Source organism: Duganella sp. 3397 (genome assembly GCF_031456625.1).
Lineage (GTDB): Bacteria > Pseudomonadota > Gammaproteobacteria > Burkholderiales > Burkholderiaceae_D > Rugamonas > Rugamonas phyllosphaerae.
Genome location: NZ_JAVDVB010000002.1, coordinates 445,781 through 469,377 on the forward strand (window position 1 = coordinate 445,781; position 23,597 = coordinate 469,377).

A 23,597-nucleotide genomic window follows, 5' to 3' on the forward strand; every position below is an offset into this window, starting at 1 on the left:
GTTTACGCCACGACTGCAACGGTGCGCAGGCGGTCGTGCGCGACCAGCACCGCCACCGCGCACGAGGCCAGGCGCGCGGCCACGGTATCGGCGCGGCTGGTGAGCACAATCGGTACGCGCGCGCCCAGCACGATGCCGGCCGCCGCTGCGCCGGCCATGAAGCTCAGGCTCTTGGCCAGCATGTTGCCGGCTTCCAGGTCAGGGGCCACCAGCACGTTGGCGCGGCCGGCCACCGGCGAGACCAGGTGCTTGATGGCGGCGGCGTGCGGGTCGATGGCGTTGTCCATGGCCAGCGGGCCGTCGAGGATGGCGCCGGTGATCTGGCCACGGTCGGCCATCTTGCACAGCGCGGCGGCGTCGATGGTGGACGGCATCTTGGCGCTGACGGTTTCCACCGCCGCCAGGATGGCCACCAGCACCGGGTCGAAGCGCAGCACGTGGGCCAGGTCGATGGCGTTCTGCACGATATCGACCTTGTCGGTGAGCGTGGGTACGATGTTGACGGCGGCGTCAGTGATGATGAGCGGGTCGGGCCGGCCCGGCACGTCCATCACGAAACAGTGGCTCAGGCGGCGCGCGGTGCGCAGGCCGGTGGCGGTGGCCACCACGGCGCCCATCAATTCGTCGGTGTGCAGGCTGCCCTTCATCAGCACGGCTGCGCGCCCTTCGTGCACCAGCTCCACCGCGCGCGCAGCCGAGGCGTGGCTGTGCGGCGTGTCTTCGATGGGCAGCCCGCCGATGTCCAGGTCCGCTTCGTCGGCGACCTGGCGAATGCGCGCAGCAGGTCCCACCAGGATCGGTGCAATCAGGCCGAGCCGGGTGGCGTCGAGCACGCCTTCAAGCGCGCTGCGGTCGCACGGGTGCGCCACGGCCACCGTCACCCGGCCCGATTTGCGGGCGGCGTCGATCAGGCGGTCGTAGTTGGGATGGGCAATGCTGGTCATCGTTGCTCCTGAGCGGTATCAACGATCATCATAACCAATAGTGTAAAAAACGCAACCGGGTTCCGCTGCGCTGCGGCAACGTCAACGCCAACGCCTGCGCCAGCCGAACCAGGCGCAAGCGAGCACCGGTATCCCCAGCGCCACGGCGGACAGGGAGTCCCAGAAGCCGTCGCCCAGCAGCGCCGACAGCAAGCCGATCACGGTCAGCATCGCCATCACCAGCGGGCCGCCCCACATCCCATGGATTGGGTTCCGGCTGGACACATTATGAAATGCCTTCAGGCTAGAATATAACCCATCCCAACTATATATTCGCTAGTTTCTATTAGATTTTTTCCTAGGATCATTTCTAGTAGGAGGAGTAATATCGAGTGATCGCCAAAGCATTGGGTGAATGTAGACAGTGGCATTACCTTTAAACTGACTCTCAGCAACACCGCGGTCCTCTAGATACGACCAACTGGGTCGATCTGCTGTATCATTTTTTATCCCCACTGCAGACACGGTATAAAGCAACTTCAAAGTTTGAGAAACAACATATTCAAGCTTTCGATTTCCGGCCAGGTAATCGTTTGTCAGACGACCTATTGGATCAGTTAAGGGCAAGTCCGACCACTGATTTCCCATTAGCCCGACTATCACACCCTCATCAATTCGTGCGATTTTGAAATGATCTGATTTACCACGAAGTATCTCACAATAAAGCTCCAGATTTGGATATATCCCTGCCCACTCATCATGTAAAGAACGCAAACGTCCTAACGAATAGTTTCGCTCTGCATCTTGAACAGTTGAGGGCGCAACGAATTCCTTTCCTTCACTAAGTTCAATGCAGCAATTAACGAATGAAATAACATCTCGTGGACGTAAGAGGGTGCGATCTAGCACGTAATCAATGGCATTTTGATTCCGGACCTCAGCACGAAATACCTCGTCAAACTTTACCCGTCTTTGAGTATATTGCTCGCGGACCAACTTATCAATCCGCAGATCCACAAGCTCGCTTAACTGCTGCTTTCTCCATCGCAAGCGTAGCAGAAGAGAAGCATATTTTTCTTCCTGGAAGCCGGCATCTTTAGTCTCATCAAATACTTTTCGCAAAAGATCTTCTCGAACGGCCACGATAATCTTTACGTTACGCACACGCTGGAAAGCCTTGACTGTCTCTATAAGAGCCCTAATAAGCTTATACCGAATGCGATCATCCACCCAAGCATCATCAAGGCGGTCAATGACGAGATAAAAACGTTTTTGTGGATCGGTAAAAACATCTTCAGCGAGAAAAGCTATGATCTCGCTGAGTGCGCGAACTTGATTCTCATTAACGACCGATTGTGCCTTGTGAATGATTTCGCCTTTAATCTCTTCAGATAGCTGGCGAGCTGAAGCGGCTGTAAGCTGTATCCCGCCCAAGTCACCGCCAAAAGAAGACGATAACTTATCCTCAAGCTTAGTTGTAAACTCTTTTACCCTTGTCTCTGTGTCACTCCAGAATTTCCCATTCCACTGCTCAAAATATTCCAAAGCTTTTTTCTTAGCCGGGTCAAGAAAAATAATGTCTTTTAGTTGAGTTAGGAGGGATTCATTATCATCGAGCTTATATCGACGCTTTAGTAACTCCATAACAAACAAATGGCGCCAGAGGAGTTGATAAAATAAATCCAGCTTTACACCAGCGGTTTCAAAAAATTGAATAATGTCAGAATTGGCGATATACCCTAGAGCCAAGTCTTCCGCACGAATTTCGTAGGCATGATCACATGTGTCACGTACTCTAGACAGTAGAGCGCTTTTACCTACACCCACCCTGCCAAGTACTATACGTTTCGGTTCATCACAGTCAATCAAAACACCGAGGTCTCCGGTATCAAAAAAACATACATTAAGAAATCGTACGTCGGATTCAGCATCCATTGCGCCCACAGAGCTATTTCGTCGAAAAGTATATCGCATTGGTTGCCCGATAATGAAAATTGATGTGGTCTAAACTATTAATGAACGAGCGTATAAAGAGCACCACTTCCTTCTAAACTCTTGCTAATCGTTTCTCGCACAAGCGGTGCGGGCTAATCCTTCCAACGGTGGCTTCGAGCCTGTGTACCTCACTATACTATACTTAGGCATGGAGAAATAAAGCTATCATATCTATTGCAACGTTTTTCTAATGGCGCGCTTACGACCACTCAAAAAATTTCCGAAAAGGAAAACTCACACATTATCACTATTGAGCCGTTCCTCCGGTGCTAGTGCGCTGCCATCCAGCAGCGGCATCTCAGGCACCCGACGTTAGATATCACAGGGACAATTTTGCGCAATAAATTGATTTATCCCCCCATCGAGTCTTCGATAATTGAAATGGCGCGCCGCCGATCATCAGAGGCAATCTACCAGCCGCAGGCACACGATCAAAGCTGGTTCACAGCAAAGCTGAATAACCGTGCACCTTCCAATATTGCGCCGTCGGACCAAACCGGGATGGTGAACAATGATCTCGGTCGTCATCGCTGCTTCGATGCTCCTCATAGCCGCGATCGGTACCGTCATTTACAGAGGAAGCGGCGGCATGAACTGTACCCATTCCCGATGCAGAGCCTTATGACCTGATGATCGCCGCACCGCTATTTATGTACGACGCATAGTCCATCAAAAAGGAACGTCTGACTTTCGCATGTTTCGCGGGGGCGAAATTTTTTCGATTTTCCCAAATTTAATGTTCGCTCAGGCTCACTATGCGCCATGAATTTTTTTATTAATGCAAACTTTTGTTCAATGTCGATGAAGCCTCTGATATAAAGCTCATTGAGCATGGTGGCCTGAATATTTAGCTCGAAGCCTTCAAGTTGGATATTGGCATTCGATTGTCGAACAAGTTCCTGTCGGACTTTGCGCTCTTCCTCACATGGTTTTGAATCTTGCTCCCCGCGCTTTAATAAGATGTTCTGCGTTAGCCAAAGCGAAATTTCTTCTGAAGTGGCTTTTTCTATGAACGCATCAACTTCGTTATTTTTTTTCTCGACGATAGATGTCGCGACTTTAGCCATTATTGACACATTGCTCTAAAAAAAGTTTTAAATTGCAAACAACTTAAATAAACTAAATAAATTAATTTGGCACTAAATTTATCCTCATATGCAGAATCACTCATGTGCTCTAGATCCGTCGAAAGCAGTCTTGGACCGTTTCCAGAGTAGTGACAATAGGCGCGCAGTCGGTATTATGGCAGTGCGTAACAATGGCCGATGTCCGCTGTAACGTTCAGCATCTGACTTCTGCCATCCCCAAACCACGGCGGAGGCCGATCTAATTTGTTTAAGATCACTACTTAAAAATTCTGGATAAATGTACAACCAGTCGCCCGCTTCTTGAGAATTTTCAGCAGAAAGAAAAATTTCATAGTCTTTTGAATTTATTGATGCAATTTCAGCGAAACGTTTTATTCGATCTTTCTTAATCTGATACCTTTTGACTGCCACAGTTATCAGTCCCAAAAGCACAATTCCACCCAGTAATGGGAACCCTATTTTAAGAGCTGGTGAATTCAAAAAAAATTCATTATTAAATAATCTAACAATGTAATATACTGAGTTTCCTAATGCAGCCGGAACTAGCAACATAAAGCCAAGTGAGCCCAGTCCGGCCATTATTGTAAATCGAGCATCTTTCGATAGCTTGGATAACTTCATGCCTAGAATGTCTCTGAGCGTTATTCTGTGAGGGGTATCGCGGTGCAGATACATCATAGAAAGACTTAGAAAAATCGCAAGCATAGGTAGCAGAATGTAATAAAATAAAATCTCTTTGTTTAACACGATAATATCTTTACTCTCTTTTAATTCTAATTGCAGCATTGACGAAAAAAGCGCTGAGATAAACAGTACGGGGATAAAAATAAAAACAGTCATCCATTCAGCGCCACCTGCATATGTGCTACTAGGGAGAATTCGCTGAAGAGATTCAGTAAAATCGTTTTTGATATTCATCCGCTTAAGTAAATAGTTAATTATCCAGTTAGGAAAGAGGACCATTAGACTTAGCGTACTAAGGAAAGAGAGAATCGGTCGAAGTTTGGCACACCTTTTTACCACTACGGCGATGCCTAGTGAATTTGGGAGTTGCGCCGCCAGAGCGCTAGCCCTGAGCGTTAATGTATTATTATGCGCGGATAAGGTTAGCGTGGCCATCTTTTTACAGATTTGTTTATTTAAATCTTCGCTGGTTTGCGATAAAAAAACGCACTGTCTTAACGCAATTTCCGATACTTCATTTTGAAAATTATTCTTGAGCGCATCGCCTAAATAGAGAGTCAGGACGTCTAAGGGCAGTAGTCCGCCTAATTTAATAACCATATAATTATCGATAGAGTCGCCGTATATCATTCGCGGGGATAGCAATCTATATATCGATTTTGATAATTCAGGTATAATTAAATCCTTACGCTTACCTAGGCCCTCTTGTAATGCTTCGAGAACAGCGATTGATTTCATCCCCGTCCAGTTGTAATAACCGACTGTTAGCTGGTCGGCATACTCTGGCAACACAACTTGTTGACTACTTGCATCTTCTTCGATTACGGATATTGCTGCCTTAATTATAGGCAATATTACATCCGAATTTTGAGATTGGAGTAATGCAACAGCGTATTCTCGCCACTGAGGCAATGTGAGGAGATCCTTGGGTTCTATATATGATGGATTTGAAGCTAAATAATCAGCAAATAATGTTTCTTGATATCGTCTATGCGCAAATGCAAAACGTCGATCACCCTTCCGTGCAGTTGCCACGTCGTTCCTACCAATTTTGACATCAACCAACGCCGATATTAGATCCTGTAGATCGTCGGGTGAGATAGCACTATCTCCCAAGGCTCTAGAGATTTCGTCGATTTTTGGAGCCAAGCTTAATTCTTGGTTTTTAGCAAACGCTATGGCTAACATACGAGCCCCGGAAACCAGCTTTTCCGTAGTTAATTTATACTTTTTTTCGATATGTTCAGGCTCTCTTGCAGCTAATCTCAGAATATGCGTTAATAGCAGTTGGTGATCATTTGTAGGTGGGGTATCGGTATCTTTAAAATGTCGGCAAAGAAGGCTTAGAAACAATGGACTGTTTGCTAACATATTCCGATCATTGGCGAGATATTGTTTAATTATTTCAATTTTCCCAGGAGGAAGAAATGAATTTTCCACCAGTTCACTTTGCTTTTTCTCACTCAACTTTAATATGGTAAATTTTTTCCACGGTAAGGCCTGAGGCCCCTTGTACTCTCGTGAAGCCAAAACACTTCTGCACTCACCTTGCCCATCCAAGAACATGCGGATTGCATCCGAATAGATTTTCACTGCCTGACTATCAGTAGCTGCGTGAAGAACCGCAGGGATTTCATCAAAGGAATCGAAAAGAAACAGCCAGGAGCCGTTTTCTTTATTTTCCATCCAATTATCTTTCACATATGATGAGGTGTCTGCATCTCCTCTTCTAATATTTTCCAGAACAAAGCGCTTGATTAAATCTGCATTAACGACCTCGTCCTCAGACACCTCCAGCTCTCTCAAATTTAGATATAGAGGTATCGGAATGTTCGGATCTTTAGATTTCACCCCCCTGTTTGCAAGCTGTTTTGCCAGATGTCTCAGCGCGACGCTCTTTCCGCTTCCGGGCTCGCCAACCAGGAGGACAGCACGCTCGGTGCTCGTGTCAATAGCTTTGATTAGAGACGACACCCGTCTCATTCCGTAAAATTTTTTCTTTGCAATTTTGTCTAAGGCAGAAGCATAGTATCCGCCCTCGGTCTCCACTTCTGCTTCTAGATCAGTAAAATACTGATCATTCCAGTTTTCTGCCTTTGCTATACTCGACAGGTCAGAATCCAGTACCATACAGAATTGTTGTCGCCGTCGCACGATTCTTCGCTGTTCGGCTCTAACTACAACTCTGTATCTGCCTTTCCTATAGGCTTCAAGCAGAGTTAATCCCATTTCTATACATTTCTTCACCAGCTTAAAAGAAAGATAAAATAGTAACAGTACTATTATTAAAACTATTGATAGGGCAATCACTTTCACCCAGTAGTTTTGACTATCCGCACTCAACGTAATATAGTCAAATATATGCTCAGCGAAATCCACAACTCTAATTTTAAAATCATTGCTATTTGCGTTGCTCGCCATTGCCGGTCCTTAATACCTACACTAATTTTCAATCTGAAAAATTTTATGTTTTAGATTTTTAGTTATCTTGCCGTTCGCTTTTGTACGATAGTAGAGTTTATTATTCTGCGATGGATTTTTTGCTTCCATAAAATTTGTTTTTCAGAAAGCTTTCGTTTGAGCCTAGTTTTTATAAGAAACCCGTGTTCACTCTCAAAGATGTAGCCAAGCTTATAGGCGTAGTCGATTAGATCCAGATTGACATTGGCTTTATCATTTTCGCGAATCCGCCTCAGGCCGTCGAAAAGATTCCCTGTCTGAATCCCCAGGAATCGATTTATGCAAACATTACCCACATATGTGTGATGGCCAGTGAGATGATTTCTTATATAACAGTGCTCTTTTATTTGCTGCCCACACGGGCAACTGTCGAATTCCGCGGAGACCTCGACACCCACTAGTTTCCATTCGCTTCGAGCACATGTAAAATCCTGCGAGGCAGACAAACGTAGGATGTGTAACTTCAATTTTTCAAAATTGTGTTCCATGACGATCCATTAGGGTGTGCATCAAAAAACGCTACTCGGTGTTGCGATGATGACATCATAGTACAGATGAGGTAACAGGTCGGTCAGATTTGCAACTTTTTAGCCATTGGCCTTAGAAGTGTGGTTTCTATCAATGCGCAACAATTTTGTAAAGTTCTTTTCATAATGTGGGTTCTAACAATGCGCAACACCTGATGGATTACATAATCCGTGTACTGGTAGTACTTCACCAGCAGGTCGGCCCAGGTATTGATCATGCCGGTGGCGCCCACCACGAACAGCCAGGTGAGCGTGACGATGCCCAGCATATTGTGCAGGTCCAGCCATTTCACGCGCGGACCACGGCTGCGCCGCACCTCGCCGAAATGCAGCTTGCGCATGAAGGGCGCGTACAGCACCACGCCGGACACGATTGCCACGAGCAGCAGCAGCGCCATGGAGCCAAGGAACAGCTTGCCCCACAGGCCGGCATACAGGTCCACGTGCAAGTGGAACATCACGCCCAGGAACGTGCCCTCGAAACTGGGCTCGCCCAACACTTTTGCAGTGCGGGCATCGACCGCAATCGATTTGAACTGTTCTGCGGTCGGCGTATCGCCCATGGTCAGGTACCAGATCTCGCGCGCGTCGGCCTCCTGCGACATGAACATCATCACCTTGTGGGGATACAGGGCTTTGCCGGCGGCGATCACGTCATCGAGGCTGGCCTTGGGCGTGGCAGCCGGCATGACCGGCGCCTCGATGGCGTTGCCGAGCAGATGATCGATCTCGTGGTGATAAATCAGCGGCAAGCCGGTAATACAGAGCAGCAGCATGAACACCGTACACACCAGGCTGGTCCACTTGTGGACCCAGGCCCAGCGCCGGACATTAATGGTTTTCATCGTCATGAGCAATCGAACACAGGATCGCAGATGATAATGGAAATCGTTTCGCTTTAGTGATGATTTGGTGATGATTCGGTGGTGACTAATAGATCTCGCGGCGCAGGCGCTGCATGTGAAGCTCGTTCTGGTCGAGCCACATCCGGGCCTCGACGAGTTCGCGGTCCACGCGGCGCAGGTAGTCGATCAGCTCGCGGCGCTCCTGTTCGCGGCGGCGGTTCTGTTTGTCGGAGTCGTCGGTGGCCGGCTTCTCCTTGGTGGGCTGGTTGTTGCGAAGGTCGCGCTCGAGCCGGTCCAGGCGCTTGCGGCCGTCGTACAGGCGCGCTTCGAGCTGGCGGGCGTCGTCGACCGCCTGGCGTTGCCGCGCTTCGGCAGTGGCGAAGTCCTGGCCGCTGAGCCAGGCGCGCTTGAGCTTGTCGCGCAGCGGTGGCTGGCACACTTCCACCGCCATGGCCCGGTTGGCGCGGCCGTATTCGAAAGCGTTTTCCGGCACGCAGTAACGGGCGTTTTCCGCCTCCCAGGCGCGCGTGTAGATGGTGCGGGTGTCCGGGATGGCGAAGACGCCGTCGCGGCGGGCGTTGGCGATGCGCTCTTCCAGCAGGAACGGCTTGCCGTAGCCATCTTCCTTGCCGACCTGCTCCCAGTGCTGCATCAGGCGCTGTTCCCACGCCTGGCGATATTCAGCCTCGAAAATCTTCAGGCCTTTTTGCCGGGCTTCGCGACCGCGCACGCCGAATTCGGACCCCGTCACCGCGTCGCGCGCCCCGAGGTTGCGCCAGTAGTTGACGATCTCGGCATTCCAGGCGGCGCGGTAGACGTCCTCCTGCACCTGCACGCCGGCGCTGCGGGCTTGCGCCGCGCGCTTGAGCAGCTCGCTGTCCGGCACACCGTTGCTGGCGTCGTTGGCCCCGGCGTCCTGCCAGAACTGGCGGTTGCCCACTTGCCAGCCATTGCTGTAGGCAGCGTCGTCAAAGCGGATGCCGGCCTGGCTGGCCTGGCTGCGGCCCGCTTCCTTGCTGCCGATCGGCTGGCCGGCCACGCCGTCGCGCTTGCCGATGCCTTCCCAATACTGTGCATTGCCTTTGAGCCAGCCAGCGTCGTAAGCGCCCTGGTTCAGTGGCGTTTTGCGCTTGCGCACGTCCTCGGCGGCGGCGCGCACGACGAACTGCTGCGGCAGACCGCGCGCGCCATCGGCCACGCCCATGGCGGTCCACATCTGGGTATTGCCCTGCTCCCAGCCCAGGGTGTAGCGGGCCCCGGCGTCGGCCGTGGCAGACTTGCCGCCATCGTCATGGTCCGCGCAGAAATCCTTGCGGTCGGCGAAATTGGCCGGTACCCCCTCGAGTCCATCGGTCTTGCCGATCTGTTGCCAGTCGCCGATCTTGCAGGCCGCGATGCGCTGCTTGACCGCAGCGGAACAGCCTGCCAGCAGCACAATCAGAATCAAGGGAAGTATTCGGGCGGCAAGCGTCATGGCGGTGGTTTTTAAGTTTCGGCTGCGCAATTATAGAGCCTGAAGTGGCTATAATGACCGGTCTTTCACCGCCGGGAATCACTACATGCCTAATCGTTTGCATTTGCGTTTGCGTTTGCTTTTGTCCGTCCTGGCGCTGGCGGGCTGGTCCGGCGCTGCCGTGGCCGATACGTTCGAAGTCATCGAGTCGGCGCCGCTCAAGCAGGTGTGGCTCAATGCCGGCTTCTATTCGTACCACTTCGATCGCGACAAGGGCCTCAACGACAGCAATCCCGGCCTGGGCGCCGAATACCGCTTCTCGACCGTCGCGTCGGCGACGGTGGGACGCTTTTATAATAGCGACCGCCAGTATTCCAACTACGCGGGCGTGTATTACCAGCCGTTCAGGATCGGGCCGGTGCGGCTGGGCGCGGTGGTCGGGGCGTTCAACGGCTATCCGAATATGCGCGACGGTGGCTGGTTCCCGGCGGCGATACCGACTGCCAGCTTCGAGTACAAGAGCGTGGGTGTGAACGTGGCGGTGGTACCGAAGTACAAGGATCGGCTGTATGGGGCGTTGTCGATCCAGCTGAAATTGAAGGTGTTTGAGTAGGTTGTCGCTGCCGGCCATGCCTTTCCGGAACGCGGTGGTGGCGGCGGACGTGGCCGCGCCGTTGTGTACTTCGCCGATTTTGTTTTTCAAGATCTGTTGCCAAGTGTGCGACGTACCGAACAGCAATTAATATAGTCTCTGGACTAAACTGCAAGCTTACATCTCACCGGGAATATCTGCATGACTGTCCGACCGAAAACCGCCCTTTTCCTCTCCCTGGGCATGGCCCCTGCCCTCGCTCTGGCACAGGTTGCCACCACCGACGCCCCGGAACTCGAACTGCGCATCGAACGTTGCTCGGTGCTCGGTGACGCCAGCGCGCGCCTGGCCTGCTACGACGGCCTGGCACGCAAGACGCCGGGCGGCCAGGTCGCTGCCGCGCCGGCCACCGGTGGTCCGGCCACCGACGCGGAAAAAGTGGCGGCGGCAAATGGCACCGCAGATGCGCCACCCCGCACCCAGCCTGACGCCCCGCCGCCACCGCCGGAAGCCGTGTTGCCACCGAAAGTGGCGGAGCTGACCACCATTCCCGCCGAAGACAAGGTCTCGCGCATGGTGCAATCGTGGGAGCTGGACCGTTCGGCCAAGCGCGGCGTGTTCAATTTCCGTCCGCACCGCGACAGCTACCTGCTGCTGGCCAACTACAGCAGCGGCAATAACGACCAGCCGTTCCAGGAATTCTCGCCTGATGGCCTGAAGGCGCAGCACGTGGAACTGATGTACCAGATCAGTTTCAAGATGAAAATGCTCGAGCAGGCGTTCGGCTATCCGATCGATTTATGGTTCGGCTATACGCAGGAAAGCTTCTGGCAGGCCTATAACCGGTCCGAGTCGAGCCCGTTCCGTGAAACCAATTACCAGCCCGAGCTGATGGTCACCACGCCGCTGGCGCTCAATCTCGGCGGCGTCGATGTGCGTTTCCTGACCCTGGGCATGGTGCACCAGTCCAACGGCCAGACGTCCACGCTGTCGCGCAGCTGGAACCGGATTTACGCCCAGATCGGCGCCGAAAAAGGCAACTTCGCGGTCAACTTCCGCCTGTGGAAGCGTCTCGACAACTCCCGCTCTGACAATGACAACATCGACATCACCGACTACCTCGGCCATGGCGACATCAATGCCAGCTACCGCTGGGACGGCCACGAGATTTCGGTACTGGCGCGCCGCAACCTGCACACCAACCACGGCGCACTGCAAGTGGGCTGGGCGTTCCCGGTCGCCGCCAACCTGAAGGGCTATGTGCAGGGCTTCAGCGGCTACGGCCAGAGCCTGATCGACTACAACTACGCGCAGAAGTCGATCGGCGCAGGCGTCAAGGTCGATTTCTAGGCTAGCGGCGCACGCCGCCACCGAGGATGCGCGCCGGCAGCATGACCACGGCGCGCAGCAGCTCGAACACGCCCTCCACGCCGATGCCGATCAGGCGAAATGGCAGCGTGAGCAGCCAGCACAGCGGATAGGCTACCAGCGCCAGCAAGGCGAGCGGCCAGCAGACCAGCAGCAAGACCAGCCACAGCAAAAAGGTGAACATGTGAAACTCCCGGATCGGTGTCGATGGTGACACTGTAGTGACCGGGAGTTTTTGCTGCAACGATGGTGCGACCAGTTGCAGTCAGGCGGGGATAAAACGGGGAAAACGACGGACAAGCGGCAAATAAAGAGCCAAATCGTCGGCAGGCAGATTACTGGCCGACACAGATGATCTTGGTGATGTACTCGTGCGCATTCGGCTTTTTCTTGGCCGACCACGCAATCGCCTCGTTGGCCTGGTCGATGGTCAGCACCGAGGCCTTTTCCTTCGATTTGATGAACGAGACGCCCTCGAAGGCGCCTTCCTTGCTGCGCATCACCTTGGCAAACACCGGCGGCTTGGTGTCGCCGTCGGCGATCTTGTTTTGCTGGACGAGGTAGCGCTGGTCGATCTGTTCCATCTTCTTCAACTTAAAAATGTAAAAGCGGCAGTATACGCTGTTCCCGCCCAGGGAACACTACGACATCAGGCAAATGCCGGCATCTTGACCAGCGGCTGCGCCGCCGCCTCAAAAACCAGCTCGGCCTTGAGCGACGCTTCCAGCGACGGAATCGACCCGCCGGCGCGGTACTGGAAGCTCACTTCCAGCACATCGCCCTCGCGCACCTTGACCGGCACCGCCAGCGGCAAGGTCATGTAGTGATTGAGCCAGTCGATCGTGGTGCCCCGTTCCTGCACCACGGCCAGCACGTTCTTGGTGACAAAGCGCATGGCGTTGATCTCGCCGGTGCGCTCCACCACGAACTTGCCTTGCCACGCGTAAGACAACTGGCAGGGCTGGCTGAAGTCGATGATGTTGTACACGGCCGGGTGGGCCATTTCCACCGTGCCCGGGTACACCGCCTGGGTTTCCTGGAATTGCACGATCGGCGCATAAAAGCCCTCGAAATCGTATTCCTGCTGCAACGGCTGCACCGCCATGATCACTGCCTCGGGCAGGAACACCGGCAGCGGGCCGCCGAAGCGCTCCAGGTAGCGGCGCTTGAACGATTCGATCACTTCCACCTGTTTTTCACGCAGCATGGCCACGTGGATCATTTCGCAGATCACCACATCGACCGGCTCCGGCGGCAGGTATTCGAAGGCGTCGGCATGGATCACTTCCACCTTCTCGCCATTGGGGTTGAGCGCCAGCATCTTGCGGGCCTCGCGCACCATGTCCGGATTGAACTCGACGCAATACACCTTGGCTGCCTTGGCTGCCGCAAACCACGACAGCACGCCGGTGCCGCCGCCGAGCTCGAGCACCTTGGCGCCGGGCCGGACCGCGTAATCGATCGCCGACTTGAAGCCATGCATGCGGTTTTGGTCCATCAGCATATTGTGATGGTAGTGAACTGGTATGAATTGCCCCAGGTAGCAGCTTTCGATCTCGCGTTCGTTCAGCATGGATGTCCTCTTGGCTATAAATCGCACTGTCTCTGGATGCAATGCGCATGGGTTCATTATCAAGAATTTCTCTTCGACATGATGTTAAGAGATGGACAGGAAATACCCGTCAATTCTCCCCATCGGGCTCGGGTTTAAATCACGTGCCAACTTACTTTTTAGTCACCATTACCGTATACTTTGCGCTGCTTTCAGGGAGATCGTCATGTCGGTGCAGCAACGCAACAACGTCCATTGCCACGGTGATGGGGACCACACCATCATGTTTGTGCACGGCTATGGCTGCGACCAGACCATGTGGCGTTTTATCCACCCCGCTTACAGCCGCCGTTACAGGATCATCCTGCTGGACCTCACCGGTAGCGGCGCATCGGACTTGTCCGCCTACGACCGCGCCAAGTATGCCGACCTGCACGGTCATGCCGAAGACATGCTTGAGATTATCGAACTCTACGCGAAAGGCAAGGTGATTTTCGTCGGCCACTCGGTGAGCGCCATGATCGGCCTGCTGGCATCGATCCAGCGCCCGGAACGCTTTGCCGCCCAGGTGATGGTCGGGCCGTCGCCCAGCTTTATCAACGATGGCGATTACGTCGGCGGTTTCAACGCGGAAGACATCGACCAGCTGCTCAAGCTCATCGACGACAATTACCTGGCCTGGACCCGCCACATGGCGCCTGCCATCATGGGCGCGCCCAACCAGCCGCATCTCACGCGCGAGCTGCTTACCCGCTTCGAGCAGAACGATCCCGAGATCGCCCGCCACTTCGCCCGCGTGACGTTTACCGCCAACCACCGCGACGACCTGGCCAAATCGACGATACCGTCACTGGTCCTGCAATGCAGCGACGACCTGGTGGCGCCGCGCGAGGTGGGCGATTACTTGCGCCACCACCTGCCACACGCCACCGTGAAGGTGATCGGCAATGTCGGCCACTGCCCGCACCTGAGCGCGCCCGAAGACAGTTCGGGCTACATCGATGCGTTCCTGCAGCAGATCGGCTATTGACGTTTGCTTTGGGCAGCCAGGTGGGCGTCGATGGCCTTGGCGATCCACGGCTTGTCGGCCTTGAGCGCAAAGCCCGAGGCAGTCATGTGGAAGCCGCCATCCTTGAGCGCCGCATTGGCGCCGCGTGCGAGCAGCACTTTTACGGCATCTTCCTGGCCTTCGCGCGCGGCCATCATCAACGGCGTCATGCCTGATGGCGATTCGGCGTCGATGGCGGCCTTGTGGTCGAGCAGAAAGTTGGTGACCTCCACGCTGCCGCCCGCCGCCGCGTAGTGCAAGGCGCTCCAGCCGGGCTGATTGATCCTGGCGCCACGCCGTATCATGTCGGCCACCAGCGCCAAGTTCTTGCGGTACGCCGCCATCATCAGGGCCGTGTTGCCGTTGGGCGCCTTGGCTTCGAGGTCGATGCCTTTCTGGTCCATCAATATCGCGGCGGCAGCGTTGGCGTCGTTGCGGATCGCCACGATCAATGCTGTTTCGCCACCCAGGTCGCGGGCGTTGGGATTGACGCCGGCCGCCAGCGATTTCTTGACGCTGGCCGCGCGGTCCTGCTCGACGGCGCGGAACAGGTCCACTTCCGCCGGCGGCAGGGCTGCAGCCAGCGCTGCGCCAGAGAGCATCAAGGCAAGGCTGGCGCTGAGCCAGTGACGACGCAATGGTTTCATCAGGCGGCTTTCTCGACGTTGAACAGTTTGAAGAAATTGGCCGAGGTCTGTGCTGCCACTTCCTCCACCGGAATGCCTTTGAGCCTGGCGATGTATTCGCCCACGTGGGCGACATAACCCGGCTCGTTGGTGCGGCCGCGGAAAGGCACCGGCGCCAGGTACGGCGAGTCGGTCTCGATCAGCATGCGTTCGAGCGGCACCTCCAGCGCCACGGCCTGCAACTCCTTGGCGCTTTTGAAGGTGACGATGCCCGAGAACGAAATATAAAAGCCCAGCTCGATGGCTGCGCGCGCCACTTCCAGCGACTCGGTAAAGCAGTGCATCACGCCGGCCACGCCGCCGGCTTCCGGTGCGGCGCCCTCCTCGCGCAGGATGCGGATGGTGTCTTCGCTGGCGCTGCGGGTGTGGATGATCAGCGGTTTGCGGGTAATGCGCGACGCCCGGATATGCGTGCGGAAGCGCTCGCGCTGCCATTCCAGGTCGCCTTCCAGGCGATAGTAGTCGAGCCCGGTCTCGCCGATGGCGATGATCTTCGGATCGTCGGCCAGCTCGACCAGCTGTTCGACGGTCGGTTCGGGCGTGTCTTCATAGTCGGGATGGACGCCGACCGACGCATAGATGTGCGGATACTGGTGGGCCAGCGCCAGCACTTGCGGAAAGTCCGGCAGGTCGACCGACACGCACAAGGCGTGCGTTACGCTGTTCTCCGCCATCTTGGCGAGAATCTCGGGCATGCGAGCAGCCAGCTCGGGGAAATTGATGTGGCAGTGGGAATCGATATACATGGTGCGATTGTAACGCTTATACCGCGACCGCCGCTACAAGGTGTGGGTGGCGCGGGTCGAGCGCAGCGCCGGCCCCAGGATATCTTCGATGCGCTGGCGCAGCTTCTGGCCGCCTTCGTCGTCGGGAAAGTGGATGCCCACGCCTTGCGCCTTGTCGTGGTGGGCGCCCACCGGCGTGATCCACGCGACCCGGCCGGCCACCTGGAACTTCTCAGGCTCGTCCATCAGGGTCAGCAACAGGAACAGCTCGTCGCCGAGCTTGTACTGCTGCCGGGTGGCGATGAACAGGCCGCCATGCTTGAGGAAAGGCATGTAGGCGGCGTACAGCGCGGCCTTCTCGCGGATCGCCAGCGACACGACCGTCGGCCGGCCGGGCAAGCCTGGCGCGGCGGTGGTGTCGAAATGGCTGTCAGCGGGCATGTATGACCTCGGGTTGGGGTATCAATTGGTGCAGGCAGCGGTATAGTCGAGCAACATATCCTCCAAAAACAGCTTGGGCGACAGCGGGTGGTCCGACGTGGCGCGGCGGTCGTTGACCGCCTTGATCACCGCCAGCAGCCGGCTGATGTGGATCTTGTCGGCCAGGCTGCCCAGTTCGCGCTGGTAGCGTGGATAGTAACGCACGTTGCCCGCAAGCTTGAGCGCACACACATCATACAGCCAGCGCTGCAACCACGATACCTGCGCCGTGAGCGGCACTTTCTGCAGCTTGTCGGCCACCTTCAGGGCGCCCTCCACGCTGGGGCGGGCCAGCAGCTGCAGCAGGATTTCCAGGTCGTCGCGGTTGCCCGACTCGGCCTGGGCCATGGCCGCCAGCGGCGCACCGCCCTGTTCGCGCAGCCAGCTGTCGGCGTCGGGCACGCTCTGCTGCTTGAGCCAGGCCAGCGCCTGCTCGTGCGACGGCATCGGCATCGCAAACTTGCGGCAGCGCGACAGGATGGTTGGCAACAGGCGGTCGAGACTGTTGGACGCCAGCAGGAACACCGTCCCCGGCGGCGGCTCTTCGAGGGTTTTCAGCAAGGCATTCGAGGCTGGCATGTTGAGCGCCTCGGCCGGGTACAGCACCACCACGCGCAGCCCGGCGCGGTGGGTGGAGACGTTCATGAAGTCGGCCAGGTTGCGGATCTGCTCGATCTTGATTTCTTTTGATGGCGTCTTGCTGGACTTGGCAGTTTTCTTGCCATCGCCGTCGCCCTCCTCGCCTTCGGCCGGTTCGTCTTCCAGCGCTTCTGGACGCACCCGGCGGTAATCGGGATGGTTGCCCTGCGCGAACCAGCCGCACGAGGCGCACTGTCCGCAGGCGTGGTCGTCCGGGCGCACCGCCTCGCACAGCAAGCCCTGGGCGAAACGCTCGATGAAGTCGGCCTTGCCGATGCCGGCCGCGCCATGGAACAGGATCGCGTGCGGCAGGCGCTGGCGCAATTGCTGTAATTGTTGCCAGGATTCTTGCTGCCAGGGGTAAATGGAGTCGCTCATTGTTGGTATTGTGTTTTAAATCGTCAGCGATTGTAAACCACGGCCAGCCGAATTCTTACTTTCTCATAGGCAAAATGGTATTCTATGCATGATTCCGGCCGCCCTGCGCCGACGCCTCACGAATGGAGCACATGAAATTCCGCCACCTTGGTCCACGTATTGGTATGAGCCGCCACCCCGGCCACTCCCGCTTTTCCCGTCGCTCGCTGAGCATTACCGGGCTGGTGGTGTCGGCACTGCTGCTGGCGGCGCTGTTCTACTTCAAGATCCCCACGCTGGCGTTCGACTTCGCCGGCATGTACGTCTTGGTGCTGATAGCGGCGATCCCGGCGGTGGCGCTCACTGGACGGGTGGGACTGATGGCGGCGTACACGGCGCTGACCGTGCTGTTCGGCGCGGTAGTGTTCTTCTCCAGCGCACCGATCGTCCGTGCGGACGCCTATTACAAGATGCTGGGCGCCGAGCACCAAGCCAACTTCCACGAGGCCCTGCCGCCGATCGATATCACCCAGGCGCCGCTGGTGTCGCAGGACATGGCCTTGCAGGCGATGCAGAAGCGCCTGTCGGAAATTGCCTCGCTCGGCTCTCAGGTGCGGGTGGGCACGCCGGTCAAGCAACTGGTGCGCGACAAACTGGTGTGGGTGGCGTTTCTCGAGCATAGCGGCTTTTTCAAATGGTATGTCGATGGCGCCACCCCCGGCTACCTTACCGTCTCCGCGCACGACCCGGCGGACGTGCAACTGGTGCTGGAACTTAATGGCAAGCCGCTCAAGCTGCGCTACCTGCTGTCGGCTTACTTCAATGACCACGTCGAGCGCCACGCCTACCTGGCGGGCCAGACCACGGTGGGCCTGACCGATTTCGAGCCGGAAATCGACGACGATGGCGTGCCGTATTTCGTCGGCACCACGTACGAGCACAAGGTGGGCTTCTCCGGCAGCGAATCGACCGGCATCGTCACGGTCAATGCCGTCACCGGGGCCGTGGTGCGCTACAAGCTGGGCACGGAACCGAAATGGGTCGACCGCATCCAGGCCGAGGAGTTCATCCTCGAGCAGATGCAGGATCGCGGCGAATACATCCATGGCTACTTCAACCTCAACAACGAAGGCCGTTTGCGCGTCGACGGCTACCTCGACCTGGTGTACGGCTCGGACCAGCGCCCGTACTGGGTGGGCGGCATGACCTCCAAGGGCAACAACAACGGCCTGTCCGGCTTTTACTTTGTCGATTCGCGGACCAAGGCGGTGCGCTGGTTCAAGGTACCGTCGGTATCGCAATACACGGCCGCCCACGCAGCCGAGAACGTCAACCCGGAAAAGCGCTACCAGGCTACCAACCCGCTGCCATTCCTGGTCGGCGGCGCGCCGACCTACGTGATGGCGCTGCGCGACGCCCAAGGCGTCTCGCGCGCCTTCGGCATGGTGGACATGCGCAACAACCAGATCATCGGCGTGGCCGATACCTTGTCCGCCACGCTGCGCAGCTACCAGTCGAAACGCTCGACCAACCGCGTGGCCGCCGACATCGGCGCCGAGGCGCGCGACGTCGAACTGTCGGGCACGGTTGTGCGCATCTCGTCGGAGTTCCGCAACAACCAGACCATGTACTACATCACCCTGGCCACCGGCGGCAAAACCCTGGGCACGATCTTTACCGGCAGCTCGGATCTGTCGGAAGAGCTGGTGTTGACCAAGCCGGGCGACCAGGTGACGTTATCGTATTCGGATAGCAATACCCGGGTGGTGGGGATGAGCAAGTTTCATAACGTCGATATTCCGGGGTTGTGATGTCTTTCAAAGCGCAGGTGCGGAGCTGACACGGCAGATGCAGGACGAATCTGCGGAACAGAGACTTTGCTTCAGCCTCGGCTAACGACGCTAGAGAAAGGAGCCAGGGAAATTGATTGCCAATGAAACGGCCGAATTTTTTTACAGATTTTTCTCAGCATATTCCCGCATTTCTCCCTTGGTGCGTCTGAGCTGCCGTTTTCTGCCTACCTCGGTAGCGCCAGGCTGTAAAACCGGTCCGCGCCACTTTCTGGTAATGGGTCGGGGCCGCGTATCCATCCCAGGGACTCGTACAAGTGAACCGCAGCACCCATATTGCCCCACGTCTCGAGTTCCAGTTGAACAAAATCATGGGTAACGGCCTGTGCTATTCCTTCAGCCAGCAGCGCGCGGCCGATACCCCGTCCCTGCATGTTCGCATCGACGTGGAAGCCGAACAGCTTGGCGACAGCCCCTTCCTTACACTGAATTGCGAGGCATCCGACCAGTTTGCCATCGACTTCCGCCACTAATTCGATTGCGTTAGGGCTATTGACCAGGCCCAGCGCGCCAATGGCAGCATCCAGGGTGTCAAAATCCGCGAGCAAACCGAAAGAAGCTAAAGATTTCTGCACTACAGCCTTGGCCCCGAAATTATCGGAAGCAAGAGCTTCACGAATCGACATTACTACCTCTCAAGTGATTCAGAGCAATGATTCCAGATGTTATGCGACGACTTCCTTTTGGCGGGATTGCCATGGTCCTGATTCCTTTTCTAACAGTCGCTACTCCAGCAAAATATCAAGCATTCGCTTCGGATTGACCACGAAGTCATGCATGACCTGGAAATGCTCGGTTTCCTCGTACGTTACCTGGCGTATGCCGGTGTCCGTGCACTGGTAGATCATCGCGTCGGGATAGGCCATCAGGATCGGTGAATGGGTGGTGATGACGAATTGCGACTGGTCTTTCACCAGGTCGTGAATGCGGGTCAGCAGCGACAACTGGCGCTGCGGCGAGAGCGCCGCTTCCGGTTCGTCGAGAACGTAGAACCCCTTGCCGCCGAAGCGGTGCATCACCAGTGACAAGAACGATTCCCCGTGCGACTGCTCGTGCAGCGATTTGCCGCCGTAAGAATTGATGATCGGTGGCGCCGGCGCAGGCTCCGCATCGAGCTTTTCGATCTCGGTGGCCAGGTTGAAGAAGCTTTCAGCGCGCAGGAAAAAGCCGTCGCGCGGCTGGCGTATACCCTTCGACAGCCGCAGGTACTTGTGCAGCACAGAATGCGATGCGCGCGTGCCGAAGCCGAAATTGCGGGTGCCGCCCTCGGCATTGAAGCCGAACGATACGGCAATCGCCTCCATCAGCGTCGACTTGCCGGAGCCGTTCTCGCCGACGATGAAGGTCACCTTCGGATGCAGGTTGAGTACGTCGAGATGGCGCACGGCCGGCAGCGAGAACGGATACCGGTCGAATCCCGGCACGTCCGCCACTCTTAATCGGACTTGCGACACATACTGGGTAGAGATCATGGTGCGGTCCGTGTTGAGTCAGCGCAAGCTGCGGCTAGTGCGACGCCAGCAACTGGTCGAGTATGCCGGCCAGTTCCACCTCGATCTCGGCAATCGTGCGGGTGGAATCGATCAGCCGGAAGCGCTGCGGAAACTGCGCGGCGCGGCGCAGGTATTCATTGCGGGTGGCGGCGAAAAAATCGGTCTTTTCCTGCTCGAACTTGTCGAGCGTGCGGGTGGCGTCCAGGCGCGCGCGCGCCACGTCCAGCGGGACGTCGAACAGCAGGGTCAAATCCGGTTGCAGATGCGGATGTACCCATTGTTCCAGCGCATCCAGCTTGGCCAGGTCCATGCCACGGCCGCCGCCCTGGTAGGCGAAGCTGGCGTCGGTAAACCGGTCGGAAATCACCCAGGCGCCGCGTGCAAGAGCGGGCGCGATCACCTGCGCGATGTGTTCGCGGCGGCTGGCAAACATCAACAGTGCTTCGGTTTCAAGGTGCATGGTTTCGTGCAGCACCAGATCGCGCAGCTTTTCGCCGAGCTGGGTGCCGCCCGGTTCGCGCGAACTGACCAGGTCGATGCTGCGGTCTTGCAGGTACTTGCTGACGAAAGCGATGTGCGTGGATTTGCCGGCGCCGTCGATGCCTTCGAAGGTGATGAATTTGGAATCGGTCATTATTTCTTATCGTTGATACTGGTTCACTGCCCGGTTATGGTCGGGCAGGTTGTCTGAGAATTTACTGGTGCCATTGCCGCGCGCAACGAAATACAGGGCGGAAGATTTGGCGGGCGCCATCGCGGCGGCCAGCGATTCCACGCCGGGCAGCGAAATCGGCGTGGGTGGAAGGCCGGTGCGGGTGTAGGTATTGAACGGCGTGTCGGTTTCCAGGTCGCGCTTGCGGATATTGCCTTCGTATTTCAGGCCCATGCCGTAGATCACGGTCGGATCGGTCTGCAACATCATGCCCAGCCGCAGGCGGTTGACGAATACCGCGGCAATCATGTTGCGCTCGGACTTTTGCCCGGTTTCCTTTTCCACGATGGACGCCATGGTCAGCGCTTCGTACGGGGTTTTATATGGCAGGCCGGCGTCGCGCTTGGCCCAGGCCGCGTCGAGCCGCTTGATCATCATCGCGTGGGCCTGGCGATAGATCTGCAGTTCGCTCGAACCCTTTGCGAACAAATACGTATCGGGGAAGAACAGGCCTTCCGGATGCTCGTACTCGGAGCCGATGGCTTTCATCAGTTCGGTATCACTGAGGGTGATGGTGTCGTGCTTGAGGCCGGGATGGGCGTCGATGGCGGCGCGCATCTGGCGAAAACTCCAGCCTTCGATGATGGTCAGCTGCTCCTGCGCGAACTCGCCGCGCGCCAGCTGGTTGATCAGCTGGGTGGGCGTGGTGCCGGGTTTGAGTTCGTACGAACCGGCCTTGATACGGCTGCTCTTGCCGGTACCGCGTGCCAGCAGGTTGAACAGCAGCGGCTGGATCGGCACGCCCGCTTCTGCGATCTGCTGGCCGGCAGCGTGGGCGCCACTGCCGGGCACGATGGTGAAGTCTATCGGCGCGGTATCGCCGGTGAGGATAGGCGCTTGCTGCCAGTAAATAAAGTAACCGCCAGCCGCCAGCGCGACCAGGATGCAGAGTGTGATTATTTTTTTAATAAAAGCCATTTCTACGCCATATTTGAATCAATCGACCAGCTTGCCACTTCCAGCAGCGATGCGCCAGCATTACGAGCGGTTTTGCACCGTTGCCGACGCGATCGACGGGACATCACTATAATGAGCCCGTAATGATAATGCGTAATCGTCACCTACACCGTCATATGCGACGCTAAATATTGGAAATTATGTCATCCTGGACCGAACTGTTATCCGCCGCCGCGCCGGCAAGCCCGCTGACCACCGCCGCGCTTGCCGCCGGCTTTGTCGCACCGATCACCGGCCAGGGCATCATTGCCCTCGATGGCGAAGAGTCGGCGAAGTTCCTGCATAGTCAACTGACCAACGATGTCGAGCACCTGGGCGCCGATGATGTGCGCCTGGCCGGCTATTGCTCGCCCAAGGGCCGCCTGCTGGCCTCGTTCCTGATGTGGCGCAGCGCCACCACCATCTTTTTGCAACTGCCGCGCGAAATCCAGGCGCCGGTGCAAAAGCGCCTGTCGATGTTCGTGCTGCGCGCCAAGACCAAGCTCACCGACGCCACCGAATTGCCTGGCATGGAAGTGGTGCTGGGCTTTGGCGGCGACAAGGCCGAAGTCGTGCTGCAAAACTGGTTCGACATCCTGCCCGCCAAGCCGTTCACCCGGGTAGAACATCCACTGGGAACGCTGTTGCGCGTGGCCGATGCTTTCGGTTTCGCACGCTACCAGTGGCTGATGTCGGCCGCCACTGCCGACACCATTGCCGCCGAACTCGCTGATAAATTGGTGGTGGGCGGCGCCCAGGCCTGGCGCCTGGCGGAAATCCACTCGGGCGTGCCGCAGATCGACAAGGCCACGCAAGAGCAGTTCGTACCGCAAATGGTCAATTTCGAATTGCTGGGCGCGGTCAATTTCAAGAAGGGCTGCTACCCCGGCCAGGAAATCGTCGCCCGCAGCCAGTACTTGGGCAAGCTCAAGCGTCGTACCACGCTGGTCAGCATCGCCGACCCGGCTGCCGCTGCCGGCGCCGAGGTATTTGCCACGGCCGATCCGGCCCAGCCTTGCGGCATGATCGTCAACGCGGCACCGAACGGCAACGGCGGCGTCGATGCGCTGGTGGAAATGAAACTGGCCGCGATCGAAGCGGCGTCGGTGCGCCTGGGCTCGGCCGAAGGTCCGGCATTGACCTTCCTCGCGCTGCCGTACGTGCTGGAACCGCTCGACCTCTAG

Annotated in this window: 22 protein-coding genes and 1 pseudogene; 5 read left to right on the plus strand and 18 right to left on the minus strand. The window is 56.5% G+C overall.

Annotation, left to right across the window (positions count from 1 at the left end):
* Positions 1-2: 2 nt before the first annotated feature.
* The 7 genes and pseudogenes from J2X54_RS06565 to J2X54_RS06595 form a co-directional block, all read right to left on the minus strand.
* On the minus strand, positions 3-944 hold the full coding sequence (locus J2X54_RS06565; protein WP_310179283.1) for a phosphate acetyltransferase: 942 nt from the start codon (positions 942-944) through the stop codon (positions 3-5).
* A gap of 81 nt (positions 945-1,025) precedes the next feature.
* Positions 1,026-1,181: a hypothetical protein gene (locus tag J2X54_RS06570; RefSeq protein ID WP_310179285.1), complete on the minus strand. Its 156-nt coding sequence runs from the start codon at positions 1,179-1,181 to the stop codon at positions 1,026-1,028.
* Between the two features lie 78 nt (positions 1,182-1,259).
* Positions 1,260-2,858 carry a P-loop ATPase, Sll1717 family gene (locus tag J2X54_RS06575; protein ID WP_310179287.1) on the minus strand — a complete coding sequence of 533 codons (1,599 nt, stop codon included), beginning with the start codon at positions 2,856-2,858 and terminating at the stop codon, positions 1,260-1,262.
* A gap of 704 nt (positions 2,859-3,562) precedes the next feature.
* Positions 3,563-3,985 (minus strand): antitoxin VbhA family protein, encoded by a 423-nt coding sequence (locus tag J2X54_RS06580; protein ID WP_310179289.1) that lies wholly within the window; start codon positions 3,983-3,985, stop codon positions 3,563-3,565.
* Between the two features lie 96 nt (positions 3,986-4,081).
* Positions 4,082-7,111, minus strand: a complete 3,030-nt coding sequence (locus J2X54_RS06585; protein WP_310179290.1) for an NACHT domain-containing protein — start codon at positions 7,109-7,111, stop codon at positions 4,082-4,084.
* 739 nt (positions 7,112-7,850) lie between these two features.
* Positions 7,851-8,522: pseudogene (locus J2X54_RS06590) on the minus strand (PepSY-associated TM helix domain-containing protein); the annotation flags it as partial.
* A gap of 85 nt (positions 8,523-8,607) precedes the next feature.
* Positions 8,608-9,969: a DUF2799 domain-containing protein gene (locus J2X54_RS06595; protein WP_310179292.1), complete on the minus strand. Its 1,362-nt coding sequence runs from the start codon at positions 9,967-9,969 to the stop codon at positions 8,608-8,610.
* A 136-nt stretch (positions 9,970-10,105) separates the two neighbouring features.
* Between J2X54_RS06595 and J2X54_RS06600 the strand changes: the two genes are divergently transcribed.
* Positions 10,106-10,588 carry a hypothetical protein gene (locus tag J2X54_RS06600; protein ID WP_310179836.1) on the plus strand — a complete coding sequence of 161 codons (483 nt, stop codon included), beginning with the start codon at positions 10,106-10,108 and terminating at the stop codon, positions 10,586-10,588.
* A gap of 180 nt (positions 10,589-10,768) precedes the next feature.
* The gene (locus tag J2X54_RS06605; RefSeq protein WP_310179294.1) at positions 10,769-11,917 is read left to right on the plus strand and encodes a phospholipase A; all 1,149 of its coding nucleotides are present in this window, start codon (positions 10,769-10,771) and stop codon (positions 11,915-11,917) included.
* Between the two features lies 1 nt (position 11,918).
* Here J2X54_RS06605 and J2X54_RS06610 read toward each other — a convergent pair whose 3' ends face one another.
* From J2X54_RS06610 to J2X54_RS06620, 3 genes are all read right to left on the minus strand, one after another.
* The gene (locus tag J2X54_RS06610) at positions 11,919-12,119 is read right to left on the minus strand and encodes a hypothetical protein (protein ID WP_070246937.1); all 201 of its coding nucleotides are present in this window, start codon (positions 12,117-12,119) and stop codon (positions 11,919-11,921) included.
* 151 nt (positions 12,120-12,270) lie between these two features.
* The gene (locus J2X54_RS06615; protein WP_070246936.1) at positions 12,271-12,519 is read right to left on the minus strand and encodes a hypothetical protein; all 249 of its coding nucleotides are present in this window, start codon (positions 12,517-12,519) and stop codon (positions 12,271-12,273) included.
* A 65-nt stretch (positions 12,520-12,584) separates the two neighbouring features.
* Positions 12,585-13,508, minus strand: coding sequence for a methyltransferase domain-containing protein (locus tag J2X54_RS06620; RefSeq protein WP_070246935.1), 924 nt, complete (start codon positions 13,506-13,508; stop codon positions 12,585-12,587).
* A gap of 205 nt (positions 13,509-13,713) precedes the next feature.
* On the opposite strand from J2X54_RS06620, the gene J2X54_RS06625 reads away from it, so the two are divergent.
* The gene (locus J2X54_RS06625; RefSeq protein ID WP_310179300.1) at positions 13,714-14,517 is read left to right on the plus strand and encodes an alpha/beta hydrolase; all 804 of its coding nucleotides are present in this window, start codon (positions 13,714-13,716) and stop codon (positions 14,515-14,517) included.
* Here J2X54_RS06625 and J2X54_RS06630 read toward each other — a convergent pair.
* Genes J2X54_RS06630 through J2X54_RS06645 form a run of 4 tightly spaced genes read right to left on the minus strand, consistent with a single transcriptional unit; the run spans position 14,511 to position 17,443 of the window.
* Positions 14,511-15,182 carry an ankyrin repeat domain-containing protein gene (locus J2X54_RS06630; protein ID WP_310179302.1) on the minus strand — a complete coding sequence of 224 codons (672 nt, stop codon included), beginning with the start codon at positions 15,180-15,182 and terminating at the stop codon, positions 14,511-14,513. The genes J2X54_RS06625 and J2X54_RS06630 overlap by 7 nt on opposite strands.
* Complete coding sequence (locus J2X54_RS06635; protein ID WP_310179304.1) at positions 15,182-15,967, minus strand: TatD family hydrolase; 786 nt, start codon at positions 15,965-15,967, stop codon at positions 15,182-15,184. The genes J2X54_RS06630 and J2X54_RS06635 overlap by 1 nt, the downstream gene beginning before the upstream one ends.
* A 33-nt stretch (positions 15,968-16,000) precedes the next feature.
* Positions 16,001-16,387 (minus strand): PilZ domain-containing protein, encoded by a 387-nt coding sequence (locus tag J2X54_RS06640; RefSeq protein WP_310179306.1) that lies wholly within the window; start codon positions 16,385-16,387, stop codon positions 16,001-16,003.
* Between the two features lie 21 nt (positions 16,388-16,408).
* Complete coding sequence (locus J2X54_RS06645) at positions 16,409-17,443, minus strand: DNA polymerase III subunit delta' (RefSeq protein ID WP_310179309.1); 1,035 nt, start codon at positions 17,441-17,443, stop codon at positions 16,409-16,411.
* A gap of 164 nt (positions 17,444-17,607) precedes the next feature.
* Between J2X54_RS06645 and J2X54_RS06650 the strand changes: the two genes are divergently transcribed.
* A complete protein-coding gene (locus tag J2X54_RS06650) occupies positions 17,608-19,233 on the plus strand; it encodes a hypothetical protein (protein ID WP_310179311.1) in 1,626 nt (541 codons plus the stop codon).
* Between the two features lie 206 nt (positions 19,234-19,439).
* On the opposite strand, the gene J2X54_RS06655 is transcribed toward J2X54_RS06650, so the two are convergent.
* The 4 genes from J2X54_RS06655 to mltG all read right to left on the minus strand — a co-directional run bounded on the left by J2X54_RS06655 (position 19,440) and on the right by mltG (position 22,395).
* Positions 19,440-19,898, minus strand: coding sequence for a GNAT family N-acetyltransferase (locus tag J2X54_RS06655; RefSeq protein WP_310179314.1), 459 nt, complete (start codon positions 19,896-19,898; stop codon positions 19,440-19,442).
* A 99-nt stretch (positions 19,899-19,997) separates the two neighbouring features.
* Positions 19,998-20,744, minus strand: coding sequence for an AAA family ATPase (locus J2X54_RS06660; protein ID WP_310179316.1), 747 nt, complete (start codon positions 20,742-20,744; stop codon positions 19,998-20,000).
* Positions 20,745-20,778: 34 nt separating this feature from the next.
* On the minus strand, positions 20,779-21,399 hold the full coding sequence (tmk, locus tag J2X54_RS06665; RefSeq protein ID WP_310179318.1) for a dTMP kinase: 621 nt from the start codon (positions 21,397-21,399) through the stop codon (positions 20,779-20,781).
* Between the two features lie 6 nt (positions 21,400-21,405).
* Positions 21,406-22,395, minus strand: a complete 990-nt coding sequence (mltG, locus tag J2X54_RS06670; protein ID WP_310179321.1) for an endolytic transglycosylase MltG — start codon at positions 22,393-22,395, stop codon at positions 21,406-21,408.
* Between the two features lie 179 nt (positions 22,396-22,574).
* Between mltG and J2X54_RS06675 the strand changes: the two genes are divergently transcribed.
* Positions 22,575-23,597: a folate-binding protein gene (locus tag J2X54_RS06675; RefSeq protein ID WP_310179322.1), complete on the plus strand. Its 1,023-nt coding sequence runs from the start codon at positions 22,575-22,577 to the stop codon at positions 23,595-23,597.

Coding starts and splice junctions, on each gene's coding strand:
- J2X54_RS06565 (WP_310179283.1), bottom strand. CDS start 944: ATGACCAGCATTGCCCATCCCAACTACGACCGCCTGATCGACGCCGCC.
- J2X54_RS06570 (WP_310179285.1), bottom strand. CDS start 1,181: ATGTGGGGCGGCCCGCTGGTGATGGCGATGCTGACCGTGATCGGCTTG.
- J2X54_RS06575 (WP_310179287.1), bottom strand. CDS start 2,858: ATGGATGCTGAATCCGACGTACGATTTCTTAATGTATGTTTTTTTGAT.
- J2X54_RS06580 (WP_310179289.1), bottom strand. CDS start 3,985: ATGGCTAAAGTCGCGACATCTATCGTCGAGAAAAAAAATAACGAAGTT.
- J2X54_RS06585 (WP_310179290.1), bottom strand. CDS start 7,111: ATGGCGAGCAACGCAAATAGCAATGATTTTAAAATTAGAGTTGTGGAT.
- J2X54_RS06605 (WP_310179294.1), top strand. CDS start 10,769: ATGACTGTCCGACCGAAAACCGCCCTTTTCCTCTCCCTGGGCATGGCC.
- J2X54_RS06610 (WP_070246937.1), bottom strand. CDS start 12,119: ATGTTCACCTTTTTGCTGTGGCTGGTCTTGCTGCTGGTCTGCTGGCCG.
- J2X54_RS06615 (WP_070246936.1), bottom strand. CDS start 12,519: ATGGAACAGATCGACCAGCGCTACCTCGTCCAGCAAAACAAGATCGCC.
- J2X54_RS06620 (WP_070246935.1), bottom strand. CDS start 13,508: ATGCTGAACGAACGCGAGATCGAAAGCTGCTACCTGGGGCAATTCATA.
- J2X54_RS06625 (WP_310179300.1), top strand. CDS start 13,714: ATGTCGGTGCAGCAACGCAACAACGTCCATTGCCACGGTGATGGGGAC.
- J2X54_RS06630 (WP_310179302.1), bottom strand. CDS start 15,182: ATGAAACCATTGCGTCGTCACTGGCTCAGCGCCAGCCTTGCCTTGATG.
- J2X54_RS06635 (WP_310179304.1), bottom strand. CDS start 15,967: ATGTATATCGATTCCCACTGCCACATCAATTTCCCCGAGCTGGCTGCT.
- J2X54_RS06640 (WP_310179306.1), bottom strand. CDS start 16,387: ATGCCCGCTGACAGCCATTTCGACACCACCGCCGCGCCAGGCTTGCCC.
- J2X54_RS06645 (WP_310179309.1), bottom strand. CDS start 17,443: ATGAGCGACTCCATTTACCCCTGGCAGCAAGAATCCTGGCAACAATTA.
- J2X54_RS06650 (WP_310179311.1), top strand. CDS start 17,608: ATGAGCCGCCACCCCGGCCACTCCCGCTTTTCCCGTCGCTCGCTGAGC.
- J2X54_RS06655 (WP_310179314.1), bottom strand. CDS start 19,898: ATGTCGATTCGTGAAGCTCTTGCTTCCGATAATTTCGGGGCCAAGGCT.
- J2X54_RS06660 (WP_310179316.1), bottom strand. CDS start 20,744: ATGATCTCTACCCAGTATGTGTCGCAAGTCCGATTAAGAGTGGCGGAC.
- tmk (WP_310179318.1), bottom strand. CDS start 21,399: ATGACCGATTCCAAATTCATCACCTTCGAAGGCATCGACGGCGCCGGC.
- mltG (WP_310179321.1), bottom strand. CDS start 22,395: ATGGCTTTTATTAAAAAAATAATCACACTCTGCATCCTGGTCGCGCTG.
- J2X54_RS06675 (WP_310179322.1), top strand. CDS start 22,575: ATGTCATCCTGGACCGAACTGTTATCCGCCGCCGCGCCGGCAAGCCCG.